Genomic DNA, 21,548 nt, shown 5'->3' with positions numbered 1-21,548 from the left:
GGACGAGGTTATTCGGCGGCTACCACCTTTTTGGGGTGCGCGGCTTCAAGACCTGCCAGATATTTTTCAGCCTCAAGTGCTGCCATGCAGCCCATGCCGGCCGCCGTGACAGCCTGCCGGTAGGTTTCGTCTGACACATCGCCGGCCGCATAGACGCCGGGAATATTGGTGGCGGTCGAGTCCGGGGCGGTGATGATGTAGCCCGTGTCTTTCATCTCGACCTGCCCCCTAAATAGCTCGGTCGCAGGCTTATGGCCGATGGCGATGAAAATACCGTCAGCTTCAACCTCTTTGGTGTCACCTGTCCGGGTGTCCTTCAGGCGAATGTGCGTGACGCCCTGCACCCCACCCTTGCCCAGAATCTCGTCCACTTCGTGGTTCCACTCGACGGAGATTTTCTCGTGGTTGAACAGGCGCTCCTGCAGGATGCGTTCGGCGCGCAGTTCGTCGCGCCGGTGCACCAGTGTCACGTGCTCGGCGAAGTTGGTGAGGAACAGGGCTTCTTCCACGGCGGTGTTGCCGCCGCCAACCACCACAACCTTTTTACCGCGGTAGAAAAATCCGTCGCAGGTGGCGCAGGCGGAGACCCCGAAACCCTGAAACTTTTCCTCTGACGGCAGCCCCAGCCACTGGGCCTGGGCGCCGGTGGCGATAATGATGGCGTCCGCCGTATAGACCGTGCCGCCGTCGCCCACGGCCCTGAACGGGCGTGCGGCGAGGTCAACAGACATGATCGTGTCGTCGATCATTTCCGTGCCCACGTGTTTTGCCTGACCTTCCATTTGCTCCATCAGCCAGGGGCCCTGAATGACGTCGGCAAAGCCAGGGTAGTTTTCCACTTCAGTGGTGATGGTGAGTTGGCCACCGGGTTGCAAACCGCGAACCATAACCGGCTCAAGCATGGCGCGTGCTGCATAAATGGCGGCGGTATAGCCCGCAGGGCCAGCGCCGATAATGAGGACTTTTGCATGTTTCGTTGCGGTCTGGGTCTCGGCCATGGGAGCGGACCTTTCGGGGCTGTCAGCGGACGGCAAGGGCGGTTTGCCTACGATTTTGCGAGTCAGGTTTCGAAGCCAGATCATAGCAATTTTGGCCAGTTCTTTCCTAGATGGGCATCCGGACATCAGCTTGCCAGTCACACCTCACAGCACCGTGACAGCAGCCTGTGGATAACTTTGAAATCTGAATCAATAGAATCGCTTGCGGGGGTTTCCTCCAGAGCTGATTTTCCGGTGACGTACACGTATTGTCCGCAAGCGGCAGGTCTGTGTACGGACTTGTGGATAACCTGAAAATCAGAGTCCGGAGAGTCAGTTGGCGGAGGGATTTAATCCGGGTACTGAATCGGCCTCATGCAGGAAGGTCCGGCAGCGCAAAGTGCCTTTCAGCCATCATTGTCCGGAGTCTTTGCGCGGCGCGTTGCGTTTCCGCCAGGGGAGTGTAGGACCAATGCTCGAAGGGCAATGCGAGCCGCCGGGTGATGTGGGCATCCCGCAGCGCTTTGTGAAACTGATCGAACTTTTGTGAGCCACCATCGAGGCCCGCCACATAAACAGGCTTGCCGGTGGCGGCGGCTTCGGCTGCCATGTTGACGCTGTCCTCGGTCACCACAATGGCGTCAGCCAGGGCGTACATGCCCCAGATCGGGCTGTCGCCAACGCCGTCCCACAGCCAGGCATTCAGCCGCCGGGCATGGGCTGTGATGAGGGCATGATTGGCCGCGCCGGTGCGTCGTGAGGTTGTGATTGCGAGCCGCGCATCGTTGGCCGTCTGCATCTGTTCGAGGGTGCTGAACATCGCGTCGATGTTTTGCGCGGTCATTGTGTAGCGACTGCTTGAGCCGCCAATGGCAATGGCTATCAGCGGTGAGCCGAGCGGTGCAAATGTGGGCCGCCATTGCTCTGCGGCCTTCGCCAGCCGCCATGGCAGTGCCAGGTTGGGGGAGCCTGCGATGGGAAATATGTTGGCGGCTTCATCCATGCGGTCATGTTCAGGAGGCACCACGAGGTCGAACAGATGGGCTGGCACGCGGGGATTTTGACATTGCGCCACAAAGGTTCTGCCGCGGGATGCATTCCTGAGATGGATTGCCAGCGGCACTGACTGGCGGCCACAGGCGATCGCCAGGTCTGGCCATGGCCCGTTCAACATTTTCCGGTTTTCGGCTGACAGCGCCGCAGCGATGCCCAACGGTTGGTGCCAAAGCGGCCATGCCCGTTCTGGAAGCCACCGCCACGGCGCTTTGGCCTCCACCCGGAACGCCACCGGGGCAAAACCGGCAGCTTCTGCCAGCGCGATGCATTGATTTTCCATGCCTCGTGCGCCGCTGCTGATTGCCCAGGCGGTGGGGCGGCTGCGGGAGGCAGTATCCGGATTACCGATTTGCGTCGGGGAATGGGACATAATCGTTCGCTGGTGCGCAATTATATTGCGTGAGCGGCCTCGGCTGGGGTAAATACGTGGCACGAGATCGCCGGAGTGGCGCGACTCGCCTCACCCACTCTTCTAGCAGGGGCCGACGCTTTCATGCAGCGTGTAAAACTCGACGCCATTGACCGCAAGATTCTAGACGAGCTTCAGGCTGACGGCCGCATGACCAATGTGGAACTGTCCAAGCGCGTCGGCATCTCGGCACCGCCATGTCTGCGGCGGGTGCGGGCGCTTGAGGAAGCGGGCCTGATTGAAGGCTATCACGCCCAGCTTTCAGAGCGTGATCTGGGCTTTGACGTCACGGTGTTTGCCATGGTGGGTCTGCACAGCCAGGCGGAAGCTGATTTGCGGGCCTTCGAGGAGCGTGTCAATGCGTGGCCGCTGGTGCGCGAGTGCCACATGCTCAACGGCGAGATTGATTTCATTCTGAAATGCGTTGCGCCGGACCTTGCCAGCTTCCAGAGCTTTTTGACCGAAAGCCTCACGCCTGCGCCCAACGTGTCGCATGTGCGTACGTCGCTCACGATCCGCCGTTCAAAATATAAGCCCGGTGTACCCGTGAACATGATGGAGCCGATTGGGGCCTAGCAGCACCGGACCGGACGCCGGACGGTGAGTCTGCCTCGCGGGGTGTTATGTGGCTGTACTTTTCAGTACGGCCAGAGCGGGGCAAGAACCTTCTACTTAAACGTGACCTTCAAAATCTCGTAGCTTTTGCCGCCGCCGGGCGTTGCCACTTCCACACTGTCGCCGGCCTGCTTGCCGATGAGGGCACGGGCGATGGGCGAGGAGATGGAGATCTTGCCGTCCTTCACGTTGGCTTCGTTGTCGCCGACAATCTGGTAGGTCACTTCCTCGTCAGTATCCTCGTCAACGATCTTGACCGTAGCGCCAAACGTCACGTTCTTGCCGGACAGCTTGGACACGTCGATAACCTCGGCACGGGCGATGGCGTCTTCGAGTTCGGCCACGCGTGCTTCGTTGAGGCCCTGTTGCTCTTTGGCAGCGTGGTACTCAGCGTTCTCCGACAGGTCGCCGTGTTTGCGCGCTTCTGAAATTGCCTGAATGATCTGCGGGCGTTCCACAGACTTCAGGTGTTTCAGTTCCTTCTCCATGGCCGCATGTCCCGCGGCGGTCATGGGAACCTTGTCCATAGTGTTCATCCATTCACATATCACTGCGAACCCGCTGCAGGGCGCACCGGCGAATTCCGGTGGCATCTGCGTCAGGTTCAGCGTCCGCCCCCCTTCCCGGAGAGACATGACGCTTCGCACTAGCTTGCGAAAAGACCGCTTGGAGCCGGCCCGTGCGCTGCGCCTGCTTTTGGCTGCGCGCGCCCGGCGGGAGGCCCCAGTGGCCGAAAAAATAAAGACGCCGGAGCTTGGCCCCGGCGAGGGCAGGTACTTCAAGACAAAACGGCGGTCACGTCAATATCTGTGAACGCCCAAATAGTTAACACCGGCGACGTCACTTGGCCGCGGGCATGTAGCTTTGCAGCGACGCCACGTGCAATTCGTCGCCGCGCATGGCGGCAATTGCGCGGGTGGCGGCCAGCGCACCGGAAAGTGTTGTGTAATAGGGCACTTTGTTTTGCAGGGCAGCGCGGCGCAGAGAGGCAGAATCGGTCAGGGCCTGTGCGCCTTCGGTGGTGTTGAACACAAGCTGCACGTCGCCGTTGGTAATGGCGTCCACAATATGCGGGCGGCCTTCCAGCACCTTGTTGACGCGGGTGACGGCCACGCCGTTTTCTTCGAGGAACCGCGCCGTGCCGCCGGTGGCCAGCAGCTTGAACCCCATGTCGCACAGCTCGCGTGCGGGGGACACAATCCGGTCCTTGTCGCTGTCCTTCACCGACACGAATGCCGTGCCACTGGTGGGCACTTTGGTGCCGCCGCCAAGCTGGCTTTTTGCGAACGCGACGCCAAAGCTCTTGTCGAGGCCCATCACTTCGCCGGTGGAACGCATTTCCGGTCCCAGAATGGTGTCCACGCCGGGGAAGCGGGCAAACGGGAATACGGCTTCCTTGACCGCGATATGATCGTATGTGCGCTTGTGCAGGTCAAAACTTGCAAGGCTCTCGCCCGCCATGATGCGCGCGGCAATGCCTGCAATGGGCGCACCCAGCACCTTGGCCACAAACGGTACGGTGCGGCTGGCACGCGGATTTACTTCCAGCACATAGATGTCGCCGTCCTTGACCGCGAACTGCACGTTCATAAGGCCGATGACACCCAGCGCCAGCGCCATGGCAGCGGTCTGCTTTTCAATCTCGGCAATAATTTCCGGCGACAGAGAGAACGGCGGCATGGAGCAGGCACTGTCGCCGGAATGCACACCGGCTTCCTCAATGTGTTCCAGAATGCCTGCAACGAACACGTCCTTGCCATCGCACAAGGCGTCCACATCCACTTCGGTGGCGTCACGAAGGTAACTGTCGATAAGCACGGGGCTTGTGCCTGACACCACCACGGCTTCCTTCATGTAACGCTCAAGGTCTGTAGTGGTGTGGACAATTTCCATGGCGCGTCCGCCCAGCACGTAGGACGGGCGGATCACAACCGGATAGCCGATGGTTTCGGCAATCACGCGCGCTTCTTCAGCCGAACGGGCAATCCCGTTGCGGGGCTGGCGCAGATTGAGGTCGTCCAGCAGCGCCTTGAAGCGGTCGCGGTCTTCGGCAAGGTCAATGGCGTCCGGCGGTGTGCCGAGAATGGGGATGTTGGCATCTTCCAGCGCCTGCGCCAGCTTCAGCGGCGTCTGCCCGCCGAACTGCACAATAACGCCCGCCAGCGTGCCCGCCTGTTGCTCGACGGTGATCAGCTCAATCACGTCTTCGGTGGTCAGCGGCTCGAAATACAGCCGGTCTGACGTGTCATAGTCAGTGGAAACCGTTTCCGGGTTGCAGTTGACCATGATGCTTTCATAGCCCGCGTCTGCCAGCGAGAACGCGGCATGGCAGCAACAATAGTCAAACTCGATACCCTGGCCGATGCGGTTTGGCCCGCCCCCCAGGATGATGGCCTTTTTGGCAGTGGTCGCACCGGCTTCGCATTCAGGCGAGCCGGAGGGGCCGGACACTTCGTAGGTGGAATACATGTATGGCGTCTTGGCGGCAAACTCAGCCGCGCAGGTGTCAACGCGCTTGTAAACAGGCCGCACCCCCATGGCGCGGCGGGTGGCGGACACCTCGGCTTCTGTTTTGCCAGCCAGCTTCGCCAGCCGCGCGTCTGAAAAGCCCTTGCTCTTCAGCATACGGAATGTTTTGTCGGACGTCGGCAGCCCGTGCTCAATCACGCGGGCTTCGGTGTTCACCAGATCGCGGATCTGGTCGAGGAACCACGGGTCAATTTTGCACAGCGAATGGATTTCGTCGTTTGTCAGGCCGTGGCGCATGGCCTGCGCCACCGTCAGCACCCGGTTGGGGGTCGGCTGACCAAGGGCCGCACGCATGGCGTTCTTGTCGTCGCCTTCGCCAAGGCCGGGCACGTCGATTTCGGTCAGACCGTCAAAGTCAGTTTCCAGTGAGCGCAGAGCCTTCTGAAAACTTTCCTGAAACGTGCGGCCAATAGCCATGGCCTCACCGACTGATTTCATGGCGGTGGTCAGGTGCGGTTTGGCGCCGGGGAACTTTTCAAACGCAAAGCGCGGGATTTTTGTGACGACATAATCAATCGTCGGTTCAAACGAGGCAGGCGTTGCGCCGGTAATGTCGTTGTCCAGCTCATCCAGCGTGTAGCCAACCGCCAGCCGCGCCGCCACCTTGGCGATGGGAAAGCCCGTTGCCTTTGAGGCGAGTGCTGACGAGCGCGACACGCGCGGGTTCATCTCGATGACGACAAGGCGGCCGTCCTTGGGGTTCACCGCAAACTGCACGTTGGAGCCGCCCGTCTCCACGCCGATCTCGCGCAGACACGCAATGGAGGCGTTGCGCATGATCTGGAACTCTTTGTCGGTCAGCGTCAGCGCCGGGGCCACGGTAATGCTGTCGCCGGTGTGGATGCCCATCGGGTCGATGTTCTCAATCGAACACACGATGATGGCGTTGTCGTCCTTGTCGCGGACGACCTCCATTTCAAACTCTTTCCAGCCCAGCACGGATTCCTCAATCAGCACTTCGGTGACGGGAGACGCATCCAGCCCGTAGGCCACCATCTGTGTGAACTCTTCCTTGTTGTAGGCAATGCCGCCGCCGGTGCCGCCCATGGTGAAGGACGGGCGGATGATGGTTGGCAGGCCGACCTGCTCCAGTCCCTCAAGGGCTTCTTCCAGCGTGTGGGCAATGTGCGAGCGCGGGCTTTCCAGGCCGATCTTGTCCATTGCCTCGCGGAATAACTGCCGGTCTTCGGCTTTTTCAATGGCCGCCTGGTTGGCGCCGATCAGCTCAATGCCGAGTTCGTCCAGTACGCCGGAGTCTGCCAGCGCCAGCGCTGTGTTGAGCGCGGTCTGGCCGCCCATGGTGGGCAGAATGGCGTCAGGCTTTTCAACGCGCAAAATCTTTTCGACGATGTCCGGCGTGATCGGCTCAATATAGGTGGCGTCGGCAAGCTCCGGGTCCGTCATAATGGTGGCAGGGTTCGAGTTCACCAGAATAATCCGGTAGCCCTCTTCCTTCAGCGCCTTGCAGGCCTGCGTGCCCGAATAATCAAACTCGCACGCCTGACCGATAATGATCGGCCCGGCGCCGATAATCAGGATGCTCTCAATGTCGGTACGTTTGGGCATGGTTTAACGGGCTTTGCGAACTAGATTTGAAATATGACTGACGAACACATACTCGCCCGCCGCATGTTGGCGGACATGTTCAGCTACTACCGCCTTGAGCCGCATTGCTTTGCGGAAGGCGCAGTTGCTGGCTGTGTTGATGCTGACTTCGCCAGCGCCGAACTCCGCCTTGCCATCCTGCTCGACGCCGCCCCCGATGATCCGCGTACAGACAGCCTGATCGACACCGGCTGGCGCGTCCTGTCGCTGTCGGGCGCACAGGTCCGCAACGACCCCGGCTCGATCCGGCAGACCCTGCTCGATACGGCGCAGGCTTTGGCATAGAGGCGAAAGCGTCACTTGCCCTTTGCCTCCGCCATGCGGTCTGCGAAGCGGGCGAACAGGTAGTGGCTGTCTTGGGGGCCAGGGGAGGCTTCGGGGTGGTGCTGGACGGAGAATACACGGCCGCCGAAGGCTTCAAGGCCGGCGTTTGAGCCGTCGAACAGCGAGCGGTGGGTTTCCGTCACGGTGTCGGGCAGGGAGGCTGCGTCCACGGCAAAGCCGTGGTTCATTGACGTGATTTCGACTTTGCCAGTGGTAAAATCTTTTACCGGGTGATTGGCCCCGTGGTGGCCCTGATGCATTTTCCGGGTGGTGCCGCCCAGCGCCCGGCCCAGCAACTGGTGGCCAAGGCAGATGCCGAAAATGGGCTTGCCGCTATCCACCAGTTTCTTGATTTCGGGAAGGGCGTAGTCGGCGGTTGCGGCGGGGTCGCCGGGGCCGTTGGCCAGAAAAATACCGTCCGGGTTCAGTGCCAGAATATCATCGGCGGTTGAGGTGGCGGGCACGACCGTTACCGCGCATCCCTGGTCTGCCAGCAGGCGCAGGATGTTGCGTTTGGCGCCGAAGTCCAGCGCCACAACATGGTGTTTGGCGCTGGCAAGGTGCCCATAGGTTTTGCCCCACACCCAGCTTGTTTCGTCCCAGTCATATTGCTGGGATGTTGTGACCTTGCCCGCCAGTTCCATGCCCTCAAGGCCGGGAAAGCTCCTGGCCTGTTGGGTGAGAGCGGGAATGTCGAATACGCCGTCCGGCGCGTGGGCAATCACGCCGTTGGGCATACCGTTTTCGCGGATCAGATTGGTGAGCGCGCGGGTGTCAAGACCTGATATGCCAATGATGCCGCGCTGCTTGAGCCAGGCGTCCAGATGCTGCGTCGAACGGTAGTTGGCAGGCTCGGTGATGTCGGCCTTGAGAATGCAGCCGATGACGCCAGCTTCGGCATTGTCGTTGGAGGTTTCCATATCCTCGGCATTGGTGCCGACATTGCCGATATGGGGGAACGTGAACGTAATGATCTGCCCCGCGTAGGAGGGGTCTGTCAGCACTTCCTGATAGCCGGTGATGGCAGTGTTGAAACACACTTCGCCCGGCGCTGCCCCCGTTGCGCCCACGCCATGGCCTTCAAACACCGTGCCGTCTGCCAGCACAACGCGGGCCGTCGTTGGGGTGTCTTCGTGTTCCCAGCCTTGGGTGTGCTCGCCGGGCGTGCCCGCGGCCTCGACTCCCCCCATCCCGGTTACGGGCGGGCGGGCGTCGGGTGTGGGCTCAGCCATGAGGAAGGCTCCCTTGAGGGCAAAAAAGGCCGCGAATCTGAATGAAGCGCGCGGCAGTGATAACAGGGTTTTGCGGTTGGGGACTTGAAAAAGGCTCAACTATGCGCAAATTGGCGCGGAAAATAGCGGCGGCACGGCCCCGCGTCAACCCGTGAAATGGGCTGATAAACGTATTAAAAACAATAGCTTAGAATGCCTTGTGGCGCTGCGCCGCTGGGCGGATGCTATTTGCCTTTGAGGGCTTTCATGCCCACATCGTGTTTGCGGTTCCGCTTATGTGACTTTGAGTGGGATCGCGGCTGATGCCTGCAAACAGAAAGACACGGCACCGATGCGCGACACATTCAATGCGGCCATGAAAGATGCTCTCAAGGCAGGCGACAAGCGCCGTCTGGCGACGTTGCGGTTGATTACGGCTGCCGTCAAAGACCGCGACATCAATGCCCGCAGCGAGGGCAAGGATGCGGTGAGCGATGCCGAAATCCTCCAGATCCTCGCCAAGATGATGAAGCAGCGCCGCGAATCAGCGGACATGTACGAAGAGGCCGGACGTCTTGAGCTCGCCACGCAGGAGCGTGAGGAACTGGCCATTATTGAAGGATTCTTGCCCCGCCAGCTTGGCGATGATGCAGTGAATGCCGCCTGCAGGCAGGTCATTGCCGACCTCGGTGCCGAGGGCCTCAAGGACATGGGCAAATGCATGGGCGTACTGAAGGAAAAATATGCGGGCCAGATGGATTTTGCCCAGGCCAGCAAGGCGGTGAAGGACTTGTTGAGCTAGGCGGACCACTCAGCCCCTCGACTCCGCCCGCCTGTCCGCCGCATCATTGCCGCCATGCGCTATTCAGACCAACTGCTGGACGAAATCCGCGCGCGTATCCGCGTGTCGGAGGTGGTTGGGCGCAAGGTGGGGCTCAAGCGCAAGGGGCGTGAGTTTGCCGGGCTGTCGCCGTTCAACAAGGAAAAGACGCCGAGCTTTTTTGTGAACGATGAAAAGCAGTTTTATCACTGCTTTTCGTCGGGCAAGCATGGCGACATTTTTGGCTGGCTGATCGAGACCGAAGGCTTGTCGTTTCCCGAAGCCGTTGAGCGGCTGGCAGGGGAGGCGGGAGTTGAGTTGCCCAAGGCCACACCGCAGGACATGGAACGCGAGCAAAAGCGCGCGGGCCTGATCGACGTCATGGAAATGGCGGATGCGTTTTTCAGGGATCAGCTCAAAGGTGGCCAGGCGGCGCAAGCGCGGGCCTATATTGAGCGTCGCGGGTTAAACGCTGCGACCATAGCCGAGTTCGGCATGGGTTATGCGCCCGCAGACCGGCAGGCCCTTCGCGGGCACCTGCAGGCGCGCAACATTACAGATGCGCAGATGGCGGAAGCCGGGCTGGTCATTCATAGTGAAGGCATTGGCGAGCCCTATGACCGGTTCCGTGATCGCATCATGTTTCCCATTGGTGACGCACGCGGGCGCACTATTGCGTTTGGTGGCCGGGCGCTTTCAGCAGATGTACCTGCAAAGTATCTGAATAGTCCGGACACGCCGCTTTTTCATAAGGGCTCGATTGTTTACAATTTTGCCCGCGCGCGTAAGCCTGCGTTTGATGCGCAGGCGGTGCTGGTGGCCGAAGGCTACATGGATGTTATCGCATTGGCGCAGGCGGGGCTGACCCATGCAGTGGCACCATTGGGCACGGCGCTGACGGAAGATCAGATTTCCCTGTTGTGGCGGCTTGCGCCTGAGCCTGTGTTGTGTTTCGACGGGGATCGCGCCGGGCAGGCGGCGGCATACCGTGCGGCTGAACGGGCGCTGCCGGTGCTCAAGCCCGGCCACTCGGTGCGGTTTGCGTTTTTGCCCGACGGCAAAGACCCGGATGATCTCATCAAGACGCAGGGCGCTGATGCCATGCGGGATGTCATCGCGCAGGCGCGGCCGCTTTATAAAGTGGTGTGGGAAAAGGAAGTGACCGGGCGGCGGATTGATACGCCGGAGCGACGGGCCGAGTTTCAGCGCACCATCCGGGCGCTACCGCGGCAAATCCGCGACGAGGCGGTGCGTGAACATTACGCGCAGATGTTTGAAGAGCAATTGCAGGCATATCTTGGCGGCGCGCAGGGCGCTTTGCGGCGCGGGAACGATCGGGCGGCGGCCCGCAAAAACGGATCTGTCGGCGCCCGGACGCGTCGTTCAGCCTTTGGTGCCACGCCGTCGCTGATGCGTAGTTCGTTGGGGCGCGGCTCTGCGCCTGCCGCCAGCCGGGCGCAGGAACTTTTGGTGCTGACTGTGCTCAATCATCCCTGGCTGGTGGCAGACCATGCGGAGACGCTTGCGGGGATCAGTATTGCAGACCCGTCGCTTGACAGTTTGCTTAATGAAATCATAGATGTAGCGGCGCGAGGGGACCATCACGAGACTGTGCTTGAAAGGGCAGCGCTGCACACCCACTTGGAAACTCACGGGTTGAGCCATGTGGCGCATCGGCTATTGTCTGATACGGCATTGAAAACAGTCACTTTTTCGCGTGGCGATGCGGATCCTGCGGTTGTCGCGGAAGGCTTTGAGGCTACGTTGAAGGAGTGTGCGGCGGGCGGCTATGCAGCCGATCTGGCCCGCGCCGAGGCTGAGTTCGAGGTGGACCCAAGCGAGGAGAACAGCGCGCGACTGCTGGAGATCAAGCGATTGATGCTTCAACAGCAGTCGCACGACAGGGCGGGGTGACCCATTTTAGGGGGCATCCTGCGCGACAGGAGATTTGACGCGGGCACGCGCGATCGACCGGGAGTGGGGCAAAAGCGACCCCAACCGGCACGCTGATTGCTCGCGGTTTGTTGTCGGGGTTGCCAGGTGTTTTGGCGGCGTCGGCATTTTTTGAATTGGGCGCTTGGCCCGGCCTCCTTTCTGGCAGGCCGTGTCGGGCGTTCGGCATAACATGACCTTCCCGGTAGTGGCGGCACTCGGTGCCTCATATCGGGACGCGTTTAGGAGCGGCACGACCCCATGGCGAGCAAAGCGGCGGCAGCAGCAGAAACCGAAACAGAAGCAATGTCAGACGGAGCGGACAGCCCGCTCCTCGATATGTCTGACGCGGCCGTTAAAAAGATGATCAAGGCCGCCAAGGCGCGCGGCGTGGTCACCTATGACGAACTCAATAAAGTGATGCCGTCTGAGGAAGTGTCGTCGGAGCAGATCGAAGATACGCTGTCGATGCTCTCGGAGATGGGCATCACGGTTGTTGAAAACGAAGACACCGAAGACGGCGACGACGACGATGATGACGACGGCGCGCCTGCTGAAACCGGCACTGCTGTTGAGACAACCGCCAAGAAAACAACGGCGGTTGCTGCGGGCACACGCACAACCTCGTCCCTTGAACGTACGGACGACCCGGTGCGGATGTATCTGCGCGAGATGGGCTCTGTGGAGTTGCTGTCGCGCGAAGGCGAAATTGCCATCGCCAAGCGCATCGAGGCTGGCCGCGAGACGATGATTGCGGGCCTGTGCGAAAGCCCGTTGACCTTTCAGGCCATCATCATGTGGCGCGATGAGTTGAACGAGGCAAAGGTTCTGCTGCGCGACATCATCGACCTTGATGCGACTTTTGCAGGGCCGGACGCCAAAAAGACCGTGCCGCCCGGATCGCCTGGCATTCCCGGTGATCCGTCGGCCCCCGGCGCGCCTGCGATCAAGGACAACACGGACGCCCGCAAGCTGGATGAAAACGGCAATGCCACCGTTGCGCCGGACGATGATGATGATGAAGACGAGGACGAAGGGGCCAACCTGTCGCTTGCGGCCATGGAAGCCGAGCTTCGTCCGCAGGTCATGGATATTTTTGACGGCATTGCCAAGGACTACAAGAAACTGCGCCGTTTGCAGGACCAGCTTGTGGAAGCGCGCCTTGCCAACAGTGATCTGTCCACCGCGCAGATCAAGCGGCTGGGCAAGCTGACCGCTGAAATTGTTGAGCAGGTGAAGAGCCTGCAGCTCAACAATGCGCGTATTGAATCTCTGGTTGAGCAGCTTTACGCCATCAACAAGCGTCTGGTGAGCCTTGAAGGCCAGTTGATGCGACTTGCTGAAAGCCATGGTGTGCCGCGCGGTGAGTTCCTCAAGCAGTATTTTGAAAACGAGCTTGATCCCAACTGGTCGCGCCGTGTGGGCCGCCTCAAGGGCAAGGGCTGGAAAGACTTCGTCGGTGAGGAGCGCGACAGCGTCAAGGACATCCGCACGGAAATCCAGGGTCTGGCGCAGGAAACTGGTGTGGAAATCACCGAGTTCCGCCGCATCGTCAACACCGTGCAGAAAGGCGAGCGCGAAGCTGCCATCGCCAAGAAGGAGATGGTGGAAGCCAACCTTCGTTTGGTGATTTCCATCGCCAAGAAATACACCAACCGCGGCCTGCAGTTCCTCGACCTTATTCAGGAAGGCAATATCGGCCTGATGAAGGCGGTGGACAAGTTTGAGTATCGTCGCGGCTATAAGTTCTCGACCTATGCCACGTGGTGGATTCGTCAGGCGATCACGCGCTCGATCGCCGACCAGGCCCGCACCATCCGTATTCCGGTGCACATGATCGAGACGATCAACAAGCTGGTGCGCACGTCGCGCCAGATGCTGCACGAAATCGGCCGTGAGCCGACGCCGGAAGAGCTGGCCGAAAAGCTCTCCATGCCGCTTGAAAAAGTGCGCAAGGTTCTGAAGATCGCCAAAGAGCCAATCTCGCTTGAAACGCCCATCGGCGACGAGGAAGACAGCCATCTGGGTGACTTCATCGAGGACAAGAACGCCGTCCTGCCGATTGACGCAGCGATCCAGTCCAACCTGCGCGAAACCACAACGCGGGTGCTGGCGTCTCTCACACCACGCGAGGAACGCGTGCTGCGTATGCGCTTTGGCATCGGCATGAACACCGACCACACGCTGGAGGAAGTAGGGCAACAGTTCTCAGTGACCCGTGAACGCATCCGCCAGATCGAGGCCAAGGCGCTGCGCAAACTCAAGCACCCAAGCCGGTCGCGGAAACTGCGGTCGTTCCTGGATAACTAGGGCGGGTTTGGTTTCAGATATCAAAAGCCCCGGAGGTGATGGTCACCTCCGGGGCTTTTGCGTTTATGGCGCAGCGGTTTTTACAAAAACGCCATCAGCAGTGTCGCAATCCCCAAAAACGAGAAGAACCCCGCTATGTCCGTCACCGTTGTGAGGATGATGCTGGAGGCGGTGGCAGGGTCCTGACCAAGGCGCGTCAGCACGATGGGCACGACGGCACCGGCGAGGCCTGCCATCACCATTGCCATCACCATTGATGACATGATGACGGCGACAAGGCCCAGTGATCCGCTCCACAGGTAAACGCCAATGCCGCAGGTGGCAGCCACCGCAAGGCCGTTGACGAAACCGGCGACGGCTTCCTTGGTCATCACGCGCTTCCATTGGCGCAGGGAGATTTCGCGCAAGGCGAGGCCGCGCATGGTGACGGCGAGGGCCTGCGCGCCGGTGTTGCCGGATTGGCCTGCGACCACCGGCAGCAGCACGGCGAGAGCTGTGAAGGCGGCGATGGTTTCTTCAAAAATGCCGACAACGGCCGCCGCCATGAAGGCGGTCAGCAGGTTGATCTGTAACCATGGCAGGCGTTTGCGCACGGCAAACAGCGGCGGCGACAAGGCCCGCTCGTCGGCACTGGCGCCCACCATGGTCTGCAGGTCGGCGGTGGCGTCTTCAGCTACGGCCTGCACCAGCTTGTCGTGATACAGCATGCCGATAACGCGACCGTCAAAATCGGTCACCGGCAGGTCGGCGGCGTGGGTTTTATCCACCACGTCAGCCACCTGATCGCGCGGCATCAGGGCATCGACACTGGCAACAACGGGTATGGCAATATCGTGCAGAGGTTCGGACGGGCGCGAGACGGCGAGATCCTGAACCGTGACGCGGGCGGTCAGGCGGTTGGCATCATCCACCAGAAATACACTGCGGGTGGTGCGCAGGCGTTTCTGGCGGATTGTTTCCAGCGCCTGTTCAACAGTGTCGGTCTGGCGGAAGACGGCAAAATGCGTATCCATCATGTGCCCGGCTGAGTCAGTGGGATACGACATTGTGCGTTCAAGGTCGGCGCGAATGTCTTCGTTGAGCCCGGCAAACAGCGCCATGCGGTCATCTTCGGTCAGTTGGCCTGCAATGGTGGCGGCCTCGCCGGGGGGCATTTCGCTGAGCAGGCCATGCTGAACATCAGGCTCAAGCGCCAGCAGCAGATCGGCGGCATGGTGCGGGGTCAGGTAACCAAAGACATGCATCAGAACGTCTGCGTTCTGACCATTGAGGCTGGTCGCGGCCTCGATGGTCTCAAGGGCTTCAAGCTCATGGGCCGCCTCTGCGGGGAAATCCAGCAGATAGCGCTTGGTGAGCTGGCTGATGGCATGGCTTGCGTCATGGCTGGTATGATGGCCTGAATATGTGGTTCTCATTGGCGGCCTCCTGCCACCGGGTCGCGGGTGAGGTGTGGTCGTCCGGGGGATGGTGCGGGTACCGCATCCGGCAACAGTGTTCCGGTCAGGCCTTCCAGGGTTGCGAGATACGCGCCTACGAGCCCTGCAAGCATGGGGTCACTGGTGGCTGATTGTGGCGTTGCGCCGGTGAGGCTTGCCATTGACCGGATCAGGTCGCGGTGGCTGAACCCGCCAATGAGCTCTCCTGAGCGGGCGGTGACGGCCAGCACATCGTGGGTGGCCCAGCGTTTGTCGAGCGCCGCACTGGCAACCGGCAGCGTAGCTGGCAGGGTGGCGGCGGGGGCAAGTTTGAGGTCTGCCACCAGCGTGTCGCGCGGGGCGCGCACCAGATCAAGCAAATGCAGTTCGCCCAGAACGTGGCGATGGTCGTCCACCACATAAATGGCCTGCGGAGCGCGGGCGCGGCTTGTTTTGAGAATATCAAGACATTCCGCCACCTTGCGGGCGCGGGCAAACGCAGGCTGCGACCCGTCGGTCCAGGCACCGACGGAGTTTGGCGCAAGTTGAAGGGCATGGCTTATTTGACGGGCGCGGCTCGCGGGCAGGGCTGACAGCAGGGTTGCGCGCGGGGCAGGCGCTACGAGCCGCAACAAACGTACGGCGTTTTGAAATGGAATGGCGCGCAGGATTGCAGCCGCGTGATCCGTCGTCATATCAGCCAGCGAGGCGGCGGCAACGGACACTGGCATTGCAGCCAAAATGGGTGCGGCGCGGGTTGCGCTCAGGCCATCAAAGAATGTGGTGATGTCGTCGAGGGGCAAACGTTCAAGTACGCGAGCGGCGGCTGTCGGGTGACGGTTTGCAAACTGAAACGCAATGGCGGGATTTACACTCATGCGCCTGTGCTCTTGCTTGTGCTGCTGCCAGTGTTCCTCGTGCCTGACGAGACGGCGCTGTCTGGTTGCTCCTGTATTGGTTTGGGCGGCAGCAGCAATGTGCTGGTGGCGCTGTAACGCTGGCCGGGAATGGTCATGGTTCCGGCATCGGTATCCAGCACCACTGCGGAAGGAGTGAACTCCAGTATTTCCCCTTCGGTGCTGTCCAGCCGCACGGTCTGCCCGGGCACAAACCGGCTTCGCATCTGCTGAATGCCGATGAGATTGGCCACCAGGTCGCGGGCACCAAGGGCGAACGCAACGGCGAAGCTCACCAGCACTGACCCCAGGGCAATGGCCGTGATGATGGTGAGGAAGGTAACGTCAACGCCAATTTGCGCGACACCGATGATGACGCTGGCCGCCAGCACTGTTGCCTGCACTACCACACCCACGAAGCGGGCTTGTGCCAGACCCGCAGCGACAAGCGGTGCGGTTACGGCATCGCGCGCGACACCTGACAGGATGTAACCCACGAGCAGCACCACGCCTGCCGCCAATGCGCGCGGCATGAAGGCAACAATCTGGTCGAGCCAGGCAGAGAGGATGGGCAATGCGGCCGCCTCAGCGGCAGCCGTAATAAAAAGCAGCAGCACGGCCCAAAATCCGATCTGACCAACAATCGTGACCGCCTGGGACGACGGCGACAGTCTGCGGCTGACAGGGGCAGGGGCGATGCGCCCCAGCGCCGAGGCGACAGCACCTGTACCACGCACCAGCACCAGCCGGGTAATGCGCGCGGTCAGCCAGCCGATGAGGAGTAACAGCAAGGCACCCGCGAGCTGCGGTACATAGGCAAAGACTTGCGTGAGTACATCCCGCGTGGCGGTTTCAAGCGCTTCTGCCCAGGCAAATATGCCGTTCTGCATCCGGTATCCTTTGAAGGTCGGCGGTTTGAGAGAGCCTACCGTTGCGCGATTCACGACCTGGCGCAATCTGTGGCCATGCAGGTGCGGGTTGCAAAATATGCACATGGCCGGTGTCGTCAGGAGAGAAGGGACGCCCCGATCACCGGCAATCAAGGCAACGATGATTGCCTCATGGCGGCCAGCGTTTGGCTGGACTTGCAGTCAGGCGGGATGTACAACCCGCAGCGTTATTTCGCATGTGCGAGATAAAACGCCGGGAGTTCCCCCATGCTGCTGACCATGCTTAAGGCCAAACTGCACCGTGCCACGGTAACGGGCGCTGACCTGCACTACGAAGGTTCAATCGCCATCGACCGTGATCTTATGGATATGGCCGGGCTGCTGCCTAACGAGCAGGTGGACATTTACAACATCGACAATGGCGAGCGGTTCACGACCTACATCATTGAAGGCGCGCGGGGCAGCAAGGTGATTGCGCTCAACGGGGCTGCCGCACGCAAGGTATGTGTTGGCGACAAGGTGATTATTGCAGCTTATGCGCAGGTGGAGGCTGAAGAGGCCCGCAACTATTCGCCATCTGTTGTGTTGCTTGGCGACGGCAATGAGGTTCAGACTGCGGCCTGACGTTTGATGTAGCCGGAGGCCGCTTGATGACCCGACTTTGCAGTGTGTTCACTGTTGTTTGCGTGCTGCTGGGCATGTCTTTGGCCGGCGCGGCGGTGGCTGAGGATGTACCGCTTCCCCAGCCTGCCTACGCAGCGGCTTACGCCCCTGAATCAGCTTTTGAATCCTGCCGGGCTGAACGCGCCGCGGAGGCTGTGTCGTGCGCACTTGCTGCCTGCGTCAAAAGCAGCGGTTACCCCGAAGACTGTTATCTGCTGGCTGCCTGCGATGGGGGAGGCTGGGCGGGTGTCATGGGCGTGCTGGTCACCGAAATACACTTCACAACCGTGACCTGTGGCGCGCCCACGCGCGAGGCTCTGTTAGCAGAACTCAAAGCCCGGTGCGCAGGATACCTGCCTTACATGCAGGAGTGCTGGGTGTCCGAGTTGATCCCTCTGAACGACGCTGCTGCCGAGGCGGTTGAAATCAGTTGGACGTCTGAAACGGTTTTGGCTGAGTGACGTTTACTCAAGCTCAATGACGATGTTCACGTTGGCCCGGATTTCTTGTGTGCCGGCAGCGACGGGGACGGATGATCCTGATTCATCCATTGCCATGGAGCGCATCATCATCGGCTGAGGACGGAACGAGCCGTTTTCGCTGATGGTCAAAACCGGACCGAGGTCAGCGCCTGCTGTATTGGCCAGAATGGTGGCGCGGCGAACGGCATCTTCAACGGCGGCGCGACGGGCTTCGTCCATCAGAGGTTGCGGGTTGTCGATGTAAAATGACACGCCGTTGACGTTGTTGGCACCTGATGTGACAACGCTGTCGAGCACAGCGCCGACTTTCGTCAGGTCACGGATGATGACACTCACATTGTTTGATGCGCGATAGCCTGTGATGACGGGGTTATCCTGCGTGCCGTCTGGTTTGCGGGCAGGGCGGGAATAAACAGGGTTCACCGAAAAGCCCGACGTACGGATGTCGTCTTCCACAATGCCCGCAGCTTTGATGGCATCAAACACCCCGTTCATTTTTTCGGTGTTGGCACTCAGTGCCTCTCGCGCGGTTTTGGCTTCTGCCACAACACCGGCGTTTATGCTGGCGGTATCAGGCTTTGCCGAAACACTGCCTTCGCCCTCAACAGTGATAGTGCGTTTTTGCTCAGACGCTGCCTGCGCATTAGCCGCAGGGACCGCAAGGACCAGGACTGCCAGTGCTGCCGACAGGGCGGGAAGGGCAATGAGGCGGTGGCGTGCAGTTGGCATGGTTGAGTATCCTTGATGTTTTTTCCGGCGCGGTCGGGTGCCCGCTGAACTGTGAAAACCACTGTCGTGTCCGATATGGGCAACAATGCGGCTGAAAATTATACACCTCATGACCGTTTCGCGGCCATGCCATGATCTGCTATAGGCGCTGGATGTCCGGCGTGGTCAATTCGACCCCATCCGGCAAGGTGGGGCCGGTAGCTCAGCTGGTTAGAGCGGTCCGCTCATAACGGATTGGTCGCAGGTTCAAGTCCTGCCCGGCCCACCAATTTTCCTCAAGGAGGATTTAACCCGTGGCACTGCAGCTTGTTGAAGTGACTTCTGACCACGGGCATGTGGACACGCTGGTTGCCCTTGGCGAGCAGCAGGGCGCACTTGATGTGTATGCTGATGAGCGTGGCGAGATGGACCGCTGCCTTGTGCGCTTTGTGATTTCCACCAAGCGAGTACAGGGGCTGCTGGATGCCATTCAGGCTGCCATTGGTGCGCAAGAGAACTGGCGGGCAGTTGTGCTGCCGATACAGGCCAGTGTTCCGGGGCCGGGGCCGTCGGTTAAATCGGTCTCAGACGACGAGCCGCGCAAGTTTTCGTTCGGATCGATCACGGTCAGCCGCGAGGCCATTTGGAATGAAATCAACAAGGGCGCGCGGCTTGATCTCAACTTCATCATTTTGTCGGTGCTTTCCACTATTACGGCAGCCATTGGTCTGTTAACGGACAATGTGGCTGTGGTCATCGGTGCCATGGTGATTGCGCCATTGCTTGGGCCAAACCTGGCCTTTGCATTCGGCACGGCACTTGGCGACCGGACGTTGATGGCGCGGGCGTTGGGCACAAATGTGTTGGGCGTTTCTATCGCGCTGGCGCTTTCATACGTGATTGGTGCGTTGTGGACCGGGCCGCTGGATGCGCCCGAACTCACCAGCCGCACGGTTGTGGGCTTTGAGAGTATTGCGCTGGCATTGGCTGCGGGCGCAGCGGCCGTGCTGTCGCTCACCACGGGCCTTTCTGCAACGCTCGTTGGGGTGATGGTGGCTGTGGCGCTGCTCCCGCCTGCCGCCACGCTTGGCATCATGCTGGGGGCGGGGAACTACTATGCAGCGGGCAGTGCAGCGCTGTTGTTGGGCGTCAACATTGTGTGCGTCAATCTGGTGGCGCAGCTGGTGTTTGTGGTGAAGGGCATCGGCCCGCGCACATGGGCACAAAAACGGGCGTCTCGCCCGGCACGCTACATCAACGCAGTGAGTTGGTTTGTACTGCTCGTTGCACTCATGGCGGGCATTTGGTGGGCGCGGCAAAGCGGTGGCGTTGCGCCAGATCAGGGGTTTGAAGCGCCCTCGACGCAGGTGCTATCGGGCGAGTGAACGCGCAGCGCGCAGCCATGCTGTATTAACCGGGCTGCGTGGCTTTTGCGCCAGGCGCTCGTTGGCAAGTGCCTCGGCCACGCTGCGCATGTTGCCGCGCAGTGCTGCGTGCATCAACGTCCAGTCAATGACATCGCGTTGGGCGTGGCTTCCACCAAAGCCATTGGCGATGAAGCGGGAACTGTGCAGGTTTGCGACCGCTGTATCGTAGTCACCGGTCCAAAAGGCCCGAAAGCCCTCTATCAGGGGTGCACCATGGGTCAGCCACCATTGGCCAGCTTCTGTCGCTTCCGTAGAATTGGCGCGGTAGGTGACCAGCAGCGCATCCACATCAGTGATGCGTCCGGCTCCCAGATAGGCCATGGCGGCGTGCAGATCATTGAAGGCATAAAGCTGGCTGTCGGCGTGCGCTTGCCAGCCATCGGCGATTTCAGCCCACCGGTTGCCGGTATCGACCCCCAAAAGCTCAAGCCTCCACAGCAGCGCGGATGCGTCCACCAGATCAACCGCAACGTGGCTTGGTTCACCGCGCACCTTGTCGTCATAGAGGGCGAGTGCCTGATGATGTTGTTCAAGATCGAGGTGAAACAGCGCCCGATGCCACCAGTTGTGGGTCTGGAAGAAGTTTCCGTCGGCCGCCCAATGCGGTTCGCGGGCAATCATCCAGCCGATGCCGTCCTCGGCGCGGCCCTGCATCTCCATGACGTGGGCCACAGCGTGGTGCGCCCAGCAATCTGCCGCATCAAGATGAATGGCGGTGCGCCCGGCATCTTCGGCACGGGTATAGTCGCCCGATTCTTCAAGGCCGAAAGCGTGCATGCCCATCACGAAGGAGCGGCCCGGCATGTCGTCGGGCCAGTGTGGAAGCGCACGGGCCGGGCGGTCACGCAGGTCACGTGCATTGGCTCTGAAAAAGTCAATCAGGTGGCCTGACTGGAGCGCCACAATATCATGAGGCCAGCGCATGGAGTGGTGGTCCAGCGCCACGGCTGCGCGGGTCCAGTTTCCATCCAGCACGTGGGCAATGGCATTGGCGTGACTTGCCTCGCGGTCGTTTAATTTCAGGTGCCGTGCGGTTGCCAGAATGTGCTTGGCAGCAGCGGTTGCCGCGGGCTCTGTTGCTGTTGCAAACATGTGTGCCTTGAAGAGATGCGCCATGGCAAAGTCGGGCGCATCTGCGATGGCTGCTTCAATGCGTGCGATGGGGTCGCCGGCATACCGGTTGAACTCATCGATAGCGGCAACGAACAGGCGGGAAGCCTCAGCTGTTGCGTTGGGGAGGGCATGGCCCTGAGCATCAGTGTGCATTTTGGGGGTATGT

Annotated in this window: 18 protein-coding genes and 1 tRNA gene; 9 read left to right on the top strand and 10 right to left on the bottom strand. The window is 60.6% G+C overall.

The genetic code is table 11. The annotated features are described in order from the left end of the window. Positions 1-8: 8 nt before the first annotated feature. Both trxB and RIB87_RS13875 read right to left on the bottom strand, forming a co-directional pair. Positions 9-998, bottom strand: a complete 990-nt coding sequence (gene trxB, locus RIB87_RS13880) for a thioredoxin-disulfide reductase (RefSeq protein ID WP_350147684.1) — start codon at positions 996-998, stop codon at positions 9-11. Between the two features lie 352 nt (positions 999-1,350). Beyond that, positions 1,351-2,313 (bottom strand): mitochondrial fission ELM1 family protein, encoded by a 963-nt coding sequence (locus RIB87_RS13875; RefSeq protein WP_350147682.1) that lies wholly within the window; start codon positions 2,311-2,313, stop codon positions 1,351-1,353. Positions 2,314-2,526: 213 nt separating this feature from the next. On the opposite strand from RIB87_RS13875, the gene RIB87_RS13870 reads away from it, so the two are divergent. After that, the gene (locus RIB87_RS13870) at positions 2,527-3,018 is read left to right on the top strand and encodes an Lrp/AsnC family transcriptional regulator (protein ID WP_350147680.1); all 492 of its coding nucleotides are present in this window, start codon (positions 2,527-2,529) and stop codon (positions 3,016-3,018) included. Positions 3,019-3,110: 92 nt separating this feature from the next. Here RIB87_RS13870 and greA read toward each other — a convergent pair whose 3' ends face one another. Both greA and carB read right to left on the bottom strand, forming a co-directional pair. After that, positions 3,111-3,584, bottom strand: coding sequence for a transcription elongation factor GreA (greA, locus tag RIB87_RS13865; protein ID WP_350147678.1), 474 nt, complete (start codon positions 3,582-3,584; stop codon positions 3,111-3,113). Positions 3,585-3,897: 313 nt separating this feature from the next. Then, a complete protein-coding gene (carB, locus tag RIB87_RS13860; RefSeq protein WP_350147676.1) occupies positions 3,898-7,152 on the bottom strand; it encodes a carbamoyl-phosphate synthase large subunit in 3,255 nt (1,084 codons plus the stop codon). 33 nt (positions 7,153-7,185) lie between these two features. Here carB and RIB87_RS13855 point away from each other — a divergent pair, with 33 nt between their 5' ends. Next, positions 7,186-7,476: a putative endonuclease domain-containing protein gene (locus RIB87_RS13855; RefSeq protein ID WP_350147674.1), complete on the top strand. Its 291-nt coding sequence runs from the start codon at positions 7,186-7,188 to the stop codon at positions 7,474-7,476. 11 nt (positions 7,477-7,487) lie between these two features. Here RIB87_RS13855 and carA read toward each other — a convergent pair whose 3' ends face one another. Continuing rightward, positions 7,488-8,705: a glutamine-hydrolyzing carbamoyl-phosphate synthase small subunit gene (gene carA, locus RIB87_RS13850; protein ID WP_350148222.1), complete on the bottom strand. Its 1,218-nt coding sequence runs from the start codon at positions 8,703-8,705 to the stop codon at positions 7,488-7,490. A 373-nt stretch (positions 8,706-9,078) separates the two neighbouring features. Between carA and RIB87_RS13845 the strand changes: the two genes are divergently transcribed. The 3 genes from RIB87_RS13845 to rpoD all read left to right on the top strand — a co-directional run bounded on the left by RIB87_RS13845 (position 9,079) and on the right by rpoD (position 13,788). Then, a complete protein-coding gene (locus RIB87_RS13845) occupies positions 9,079-9,528 on the top strand; it encodes a GatB/YqeY domain-containing protein (RefSeq protein WP_350147672.1) in 450 nt (149 codons plus the stop codon). A 54-nt stretch (positions 9,529-9,582) separates the two neighbouring features. Next, complete coding sequence (gene dnaG / locus RIB87_RS13840; protein ID WP_350147670.1) at positions 9,583-11,460, top strand: DNA primase; 1,878 nt, start codon at positions 9,583-9,585, stop codon at positions 11,458-11,460. A 279-nt stretch (positions 11,461-11,739) separates the two neighbouring features. Beyond that, a complete protein-coding gene (rpoD, locus tag RIB87_RS13835) occupies positions 11,740-13,788 on the top strand; it encodes an RNA polymerase sigma factor RpoD (protein ID WP_350147668.1) in 2,049 nt (682 codons plus the stop codon). A gap of 80 nt (positions 13,789-13,868) precedes the next feature. Here the strand turns inward: rpoD and RIB87_RS13830 are convergent, their stop codons facing one another. Genes RIB87_RS13830 through RIB87_RS13820 form a run of 3 tightly spaced genes read right to left on the bottom strand, consistent with a single transcriptional unit; the run spans position 13,869 to position 16,989 of the window. Beyond that, complete coding sequence (locus RIB87_RS13830; RefSeq protein ID WP_350147666.1) at positions 13,869-15,203, bottom strand: magnesium transporter; 1,335 nt, start codon at positions 15,201-15,203, stop codon at positions 13,869-13,871. Then, complete coding sequence (locus RIB87_RS13825) at positions 15,200-16,081, bottom strand: magnesium transporter MgtE N-terminal domain-containing protein (RefSeq protein ID WP_350147664.1); 882 nt, start codon at positions 16,079-16,081, stop codon at positions 15,200-15,202. The genes RIB87_RS13830 and RIB87_RS13825 overlap by 4 nt, the downstream gene beginning before the upstream one ends. Then, positions 16,078-16,989, bottom strand: a complete 912-nt coding sequence (locus RIB87_RS13820; RefSeq protein ID WP_350147662.1) for a mechanosensitive ion channel family protein — start codon at positions 16,987-16,989, stop codon at positions 16,078-16,080. Before RIB87_RS13820 ends, RIB87_RS13825 begins: the two co-directional genes overlap by 4 nt. Before the next feature lie 267 nt (positions 16,990-17,256). Here RIB87_RS13820 and panD point away from each other — a divergent pair, with 267 nt between their 5' ends. Together panD and RIB87_RS13810 are read left to right on the top strand one after the other, a co-directional pair. Further along, positions 17,257-17,613, top strand: a complete 357-nt coding sequence (panD, locus tag RIB87_RS13815) for an aspartate 1-decarboxylase (RefSeq protein ID WP_350147660.1) — start codon at positions 17,257-17,259, stop codon at positions 17,611-17,613. A 26-nt stretch (positions 17,614-17,639) separates the two neighbouring features. Continuing rightward, on the top strand, positions 17,640-18,113 hold the full coding sequence (locus RIB87_RS13810) for a hypothetical protein (protein ID WP_350147658.1): 474 nt from the start codon (positions 17,640-17,642) through the stop codon (positions 18,111-18,113). Between the two features lie 3 nt (positions 18,114-18,116). On the opposite strand, the gene RIB87_RS13805 is transcribed toward RIB87_RS13810, so the two are convergent. After that, the gene (locus tag RIB87_RS13805; RefSeq protein ID WP_350147656.1) at positions 18,117-18,863 is read right to left on the bottom strand and encodes an SIMPL domain-containing protein; all 747 of its coding nucleotides are present in this window, start codon (positions 18,861-18,863) and stop codon (positions 18,117-18,119) included. A gap of 191 nt (positions 18,864-19,054) precedes the next feature. On the opposite strand from RIB87_RS13805, the gene RIB87_RS13800 reads away from it, so the two are divergent. Both RIB87_RS13800 and RIB87_RS13795 read left to right on the top strand, forming a co-directional pair. Next, positions 19,055-19,131: transfer RNA gene (locus RIB87_RS13800), tRNA-Ile, on the top strand. Positions 19,132-19,156: 25 nt separating this feature from the next. Next, positions 19,157-20,227, top strand: a complete 1,071-nt coding sequence (locus tag RIB87_RS13795; RefSeq protein ID WP_350147654.1) for a TIGR00341 family protein — start codon at positions 19,157-19,159, stop codon at positions 20,225-20,227. Here RIB87_RS13795 and RIB87_RS13790 read toward each other — a convergent pair. Then, on the bottom strand, positions 20,213-21,535 hold the full coding sequence (locus RIB87_RS13790; RefSeq protein WP_350147652.1) for a tetratricopeptide repeat protein: 1,323 nt from the start codon (positions 21,533-21,535) through the stop codon (positions 20,213-20,215). The genes RIB87_RS13795 and RIB87_RS13790 overlap by 15 nt on opposite strands. Between the last annotated feature and the right edge of the window lie 13 nt (positions 21,536-21,548).

This window comes from Pyruvatibacter sp. (genome assembly GCF_040219635.1).
Taxonomy (GTDB): Bacteria; Pseudomonadota; Alphaproteobacteria; order CGMCC-115125; family CGMCC-115125; genus Pyruvatibacter.
This window is presented reverse-complemented; position numbering and strand designations above follow the sequence as displayed.

Excerpts from the sequence above, each read along its gene's own strand:
- trxB (WP_350147684.1), bottom strand. The coding sequence starts at position 998 with ATGGCCGAGACCCAGACCGCAACGAAACATGCAAAAGTCCTCATTATC.
- RIB87_RS13875 (WP_350147682.1), bottom strand. The coding sequence starts at position 2,313 with ATGGAAAATCAATGCATCGCGCTGGCAGAAGCTGCCGGTTTTGCCCCG.
- RIB87_RS13870 (WP_350147680.1), top strand. The coding sequence starts at position 2,527 with ATGCAGCGTGTAAAACTCGACGCCATTGACCGCAAGATTCTAGACGAG.
- greA (WP_350147678.1), bottom strand. The coding sequence starts at position 3,584 with ATGGACAAGGTTCCCATGACCGCCGCGGGACATGCGGCCATGGAGAAG.
- carB (WP_350147676.1), bottom strand. The coding sequence starts at position 7,152 with ATGCCCAAACGTACCGACATTGAGAGCATCCTGATTATCGGCGCCGGG.
- RIB87_RS13855 (WP_350147674.1), top strand. The coding sequence starts at position 7,186 with ATGACTGACGAACACATACTCGCCCGCCGCATGTTGGCGGACATGTTC.
- carA (WP_350148222.1), bottom strand. The coding sequence starts at position 8,705 with ATGGGGGGAGTCGAGGCCGCGGGCACGCCCGGCGAGCACACCCAAGGC.
- RIB87_RS13845 (WP_350147672.1), top strand. The coding sequence starts at position 9,079 with ATGCGCGACACATTCAATGCGGCCATGAAAGATGCTCTCAAGGCAGGC.
- dnaG (WP_350147670.1), top strand. The coding sequence starts at position 9,583 with ATGCGCTATTCAGACCAACTGCTGGACGAAATCCGCGCGCGTATCCGC.
- rpoD (WP_350147668.1), top strand. The coding sequence starts at position 11,740 with ATGGCGAGCAAAGCGGCGGCAGCAGCAGAAACCGAAACAGAAGCAATG.
- RIB87_RS13830 (WP_350147666.1), bottom strand. The coding sequence starts at position 15,203 with ATGAGAACCACATATTCAGGCCATCATACCAGCCATGACGCAAGCCAT.
- RIB87_RS13825 (WP_350147664.1), bottom strand. The coding sequence starts at position 16,081 with ATGAGTGTAAATCCCGCCATTGCGTTTCAGTTTGCAAACCGTCACCCG.
- RIB87_RS13820 (WP_350147662.1), bottom strand. The coding sequence starts at position 16,989 with ATGCAGAACGGCATATTTGCCTGGGCAGAAGCGCTTGAAACCGCCACG.
- panD (WP_350147660.1), top strand. The coding sequence starts at position 17,257 with ATGCTGCTGACCATGCTTAAGGCCAAACTGCACCGTGCCACGGTAACG.
- RIB87_RS13810 (WP_350147658.1), top strand. The coding sequence starts at position 17,640 with ATGACCCGACTTTGCAGTGTGTTCACTGTTGTTTGCGTGCTGCTGGGC.
- RIB87_RS13805 (WP_350147656.1), bottom strand. The coding sequence starts at position 18,863 with ATGCCAACTGCACGCCACCGCCTCATTGCCCTTCCCGCCCTGTCGGCA.
- RIB87_RS13790 (WP_350147652.1), bottom strand. The coding sequence starts at position 21,535 with ATGCACACTGATGCTCAGGGCCATGCCCTCCCCAACGCAACAGCTGAG.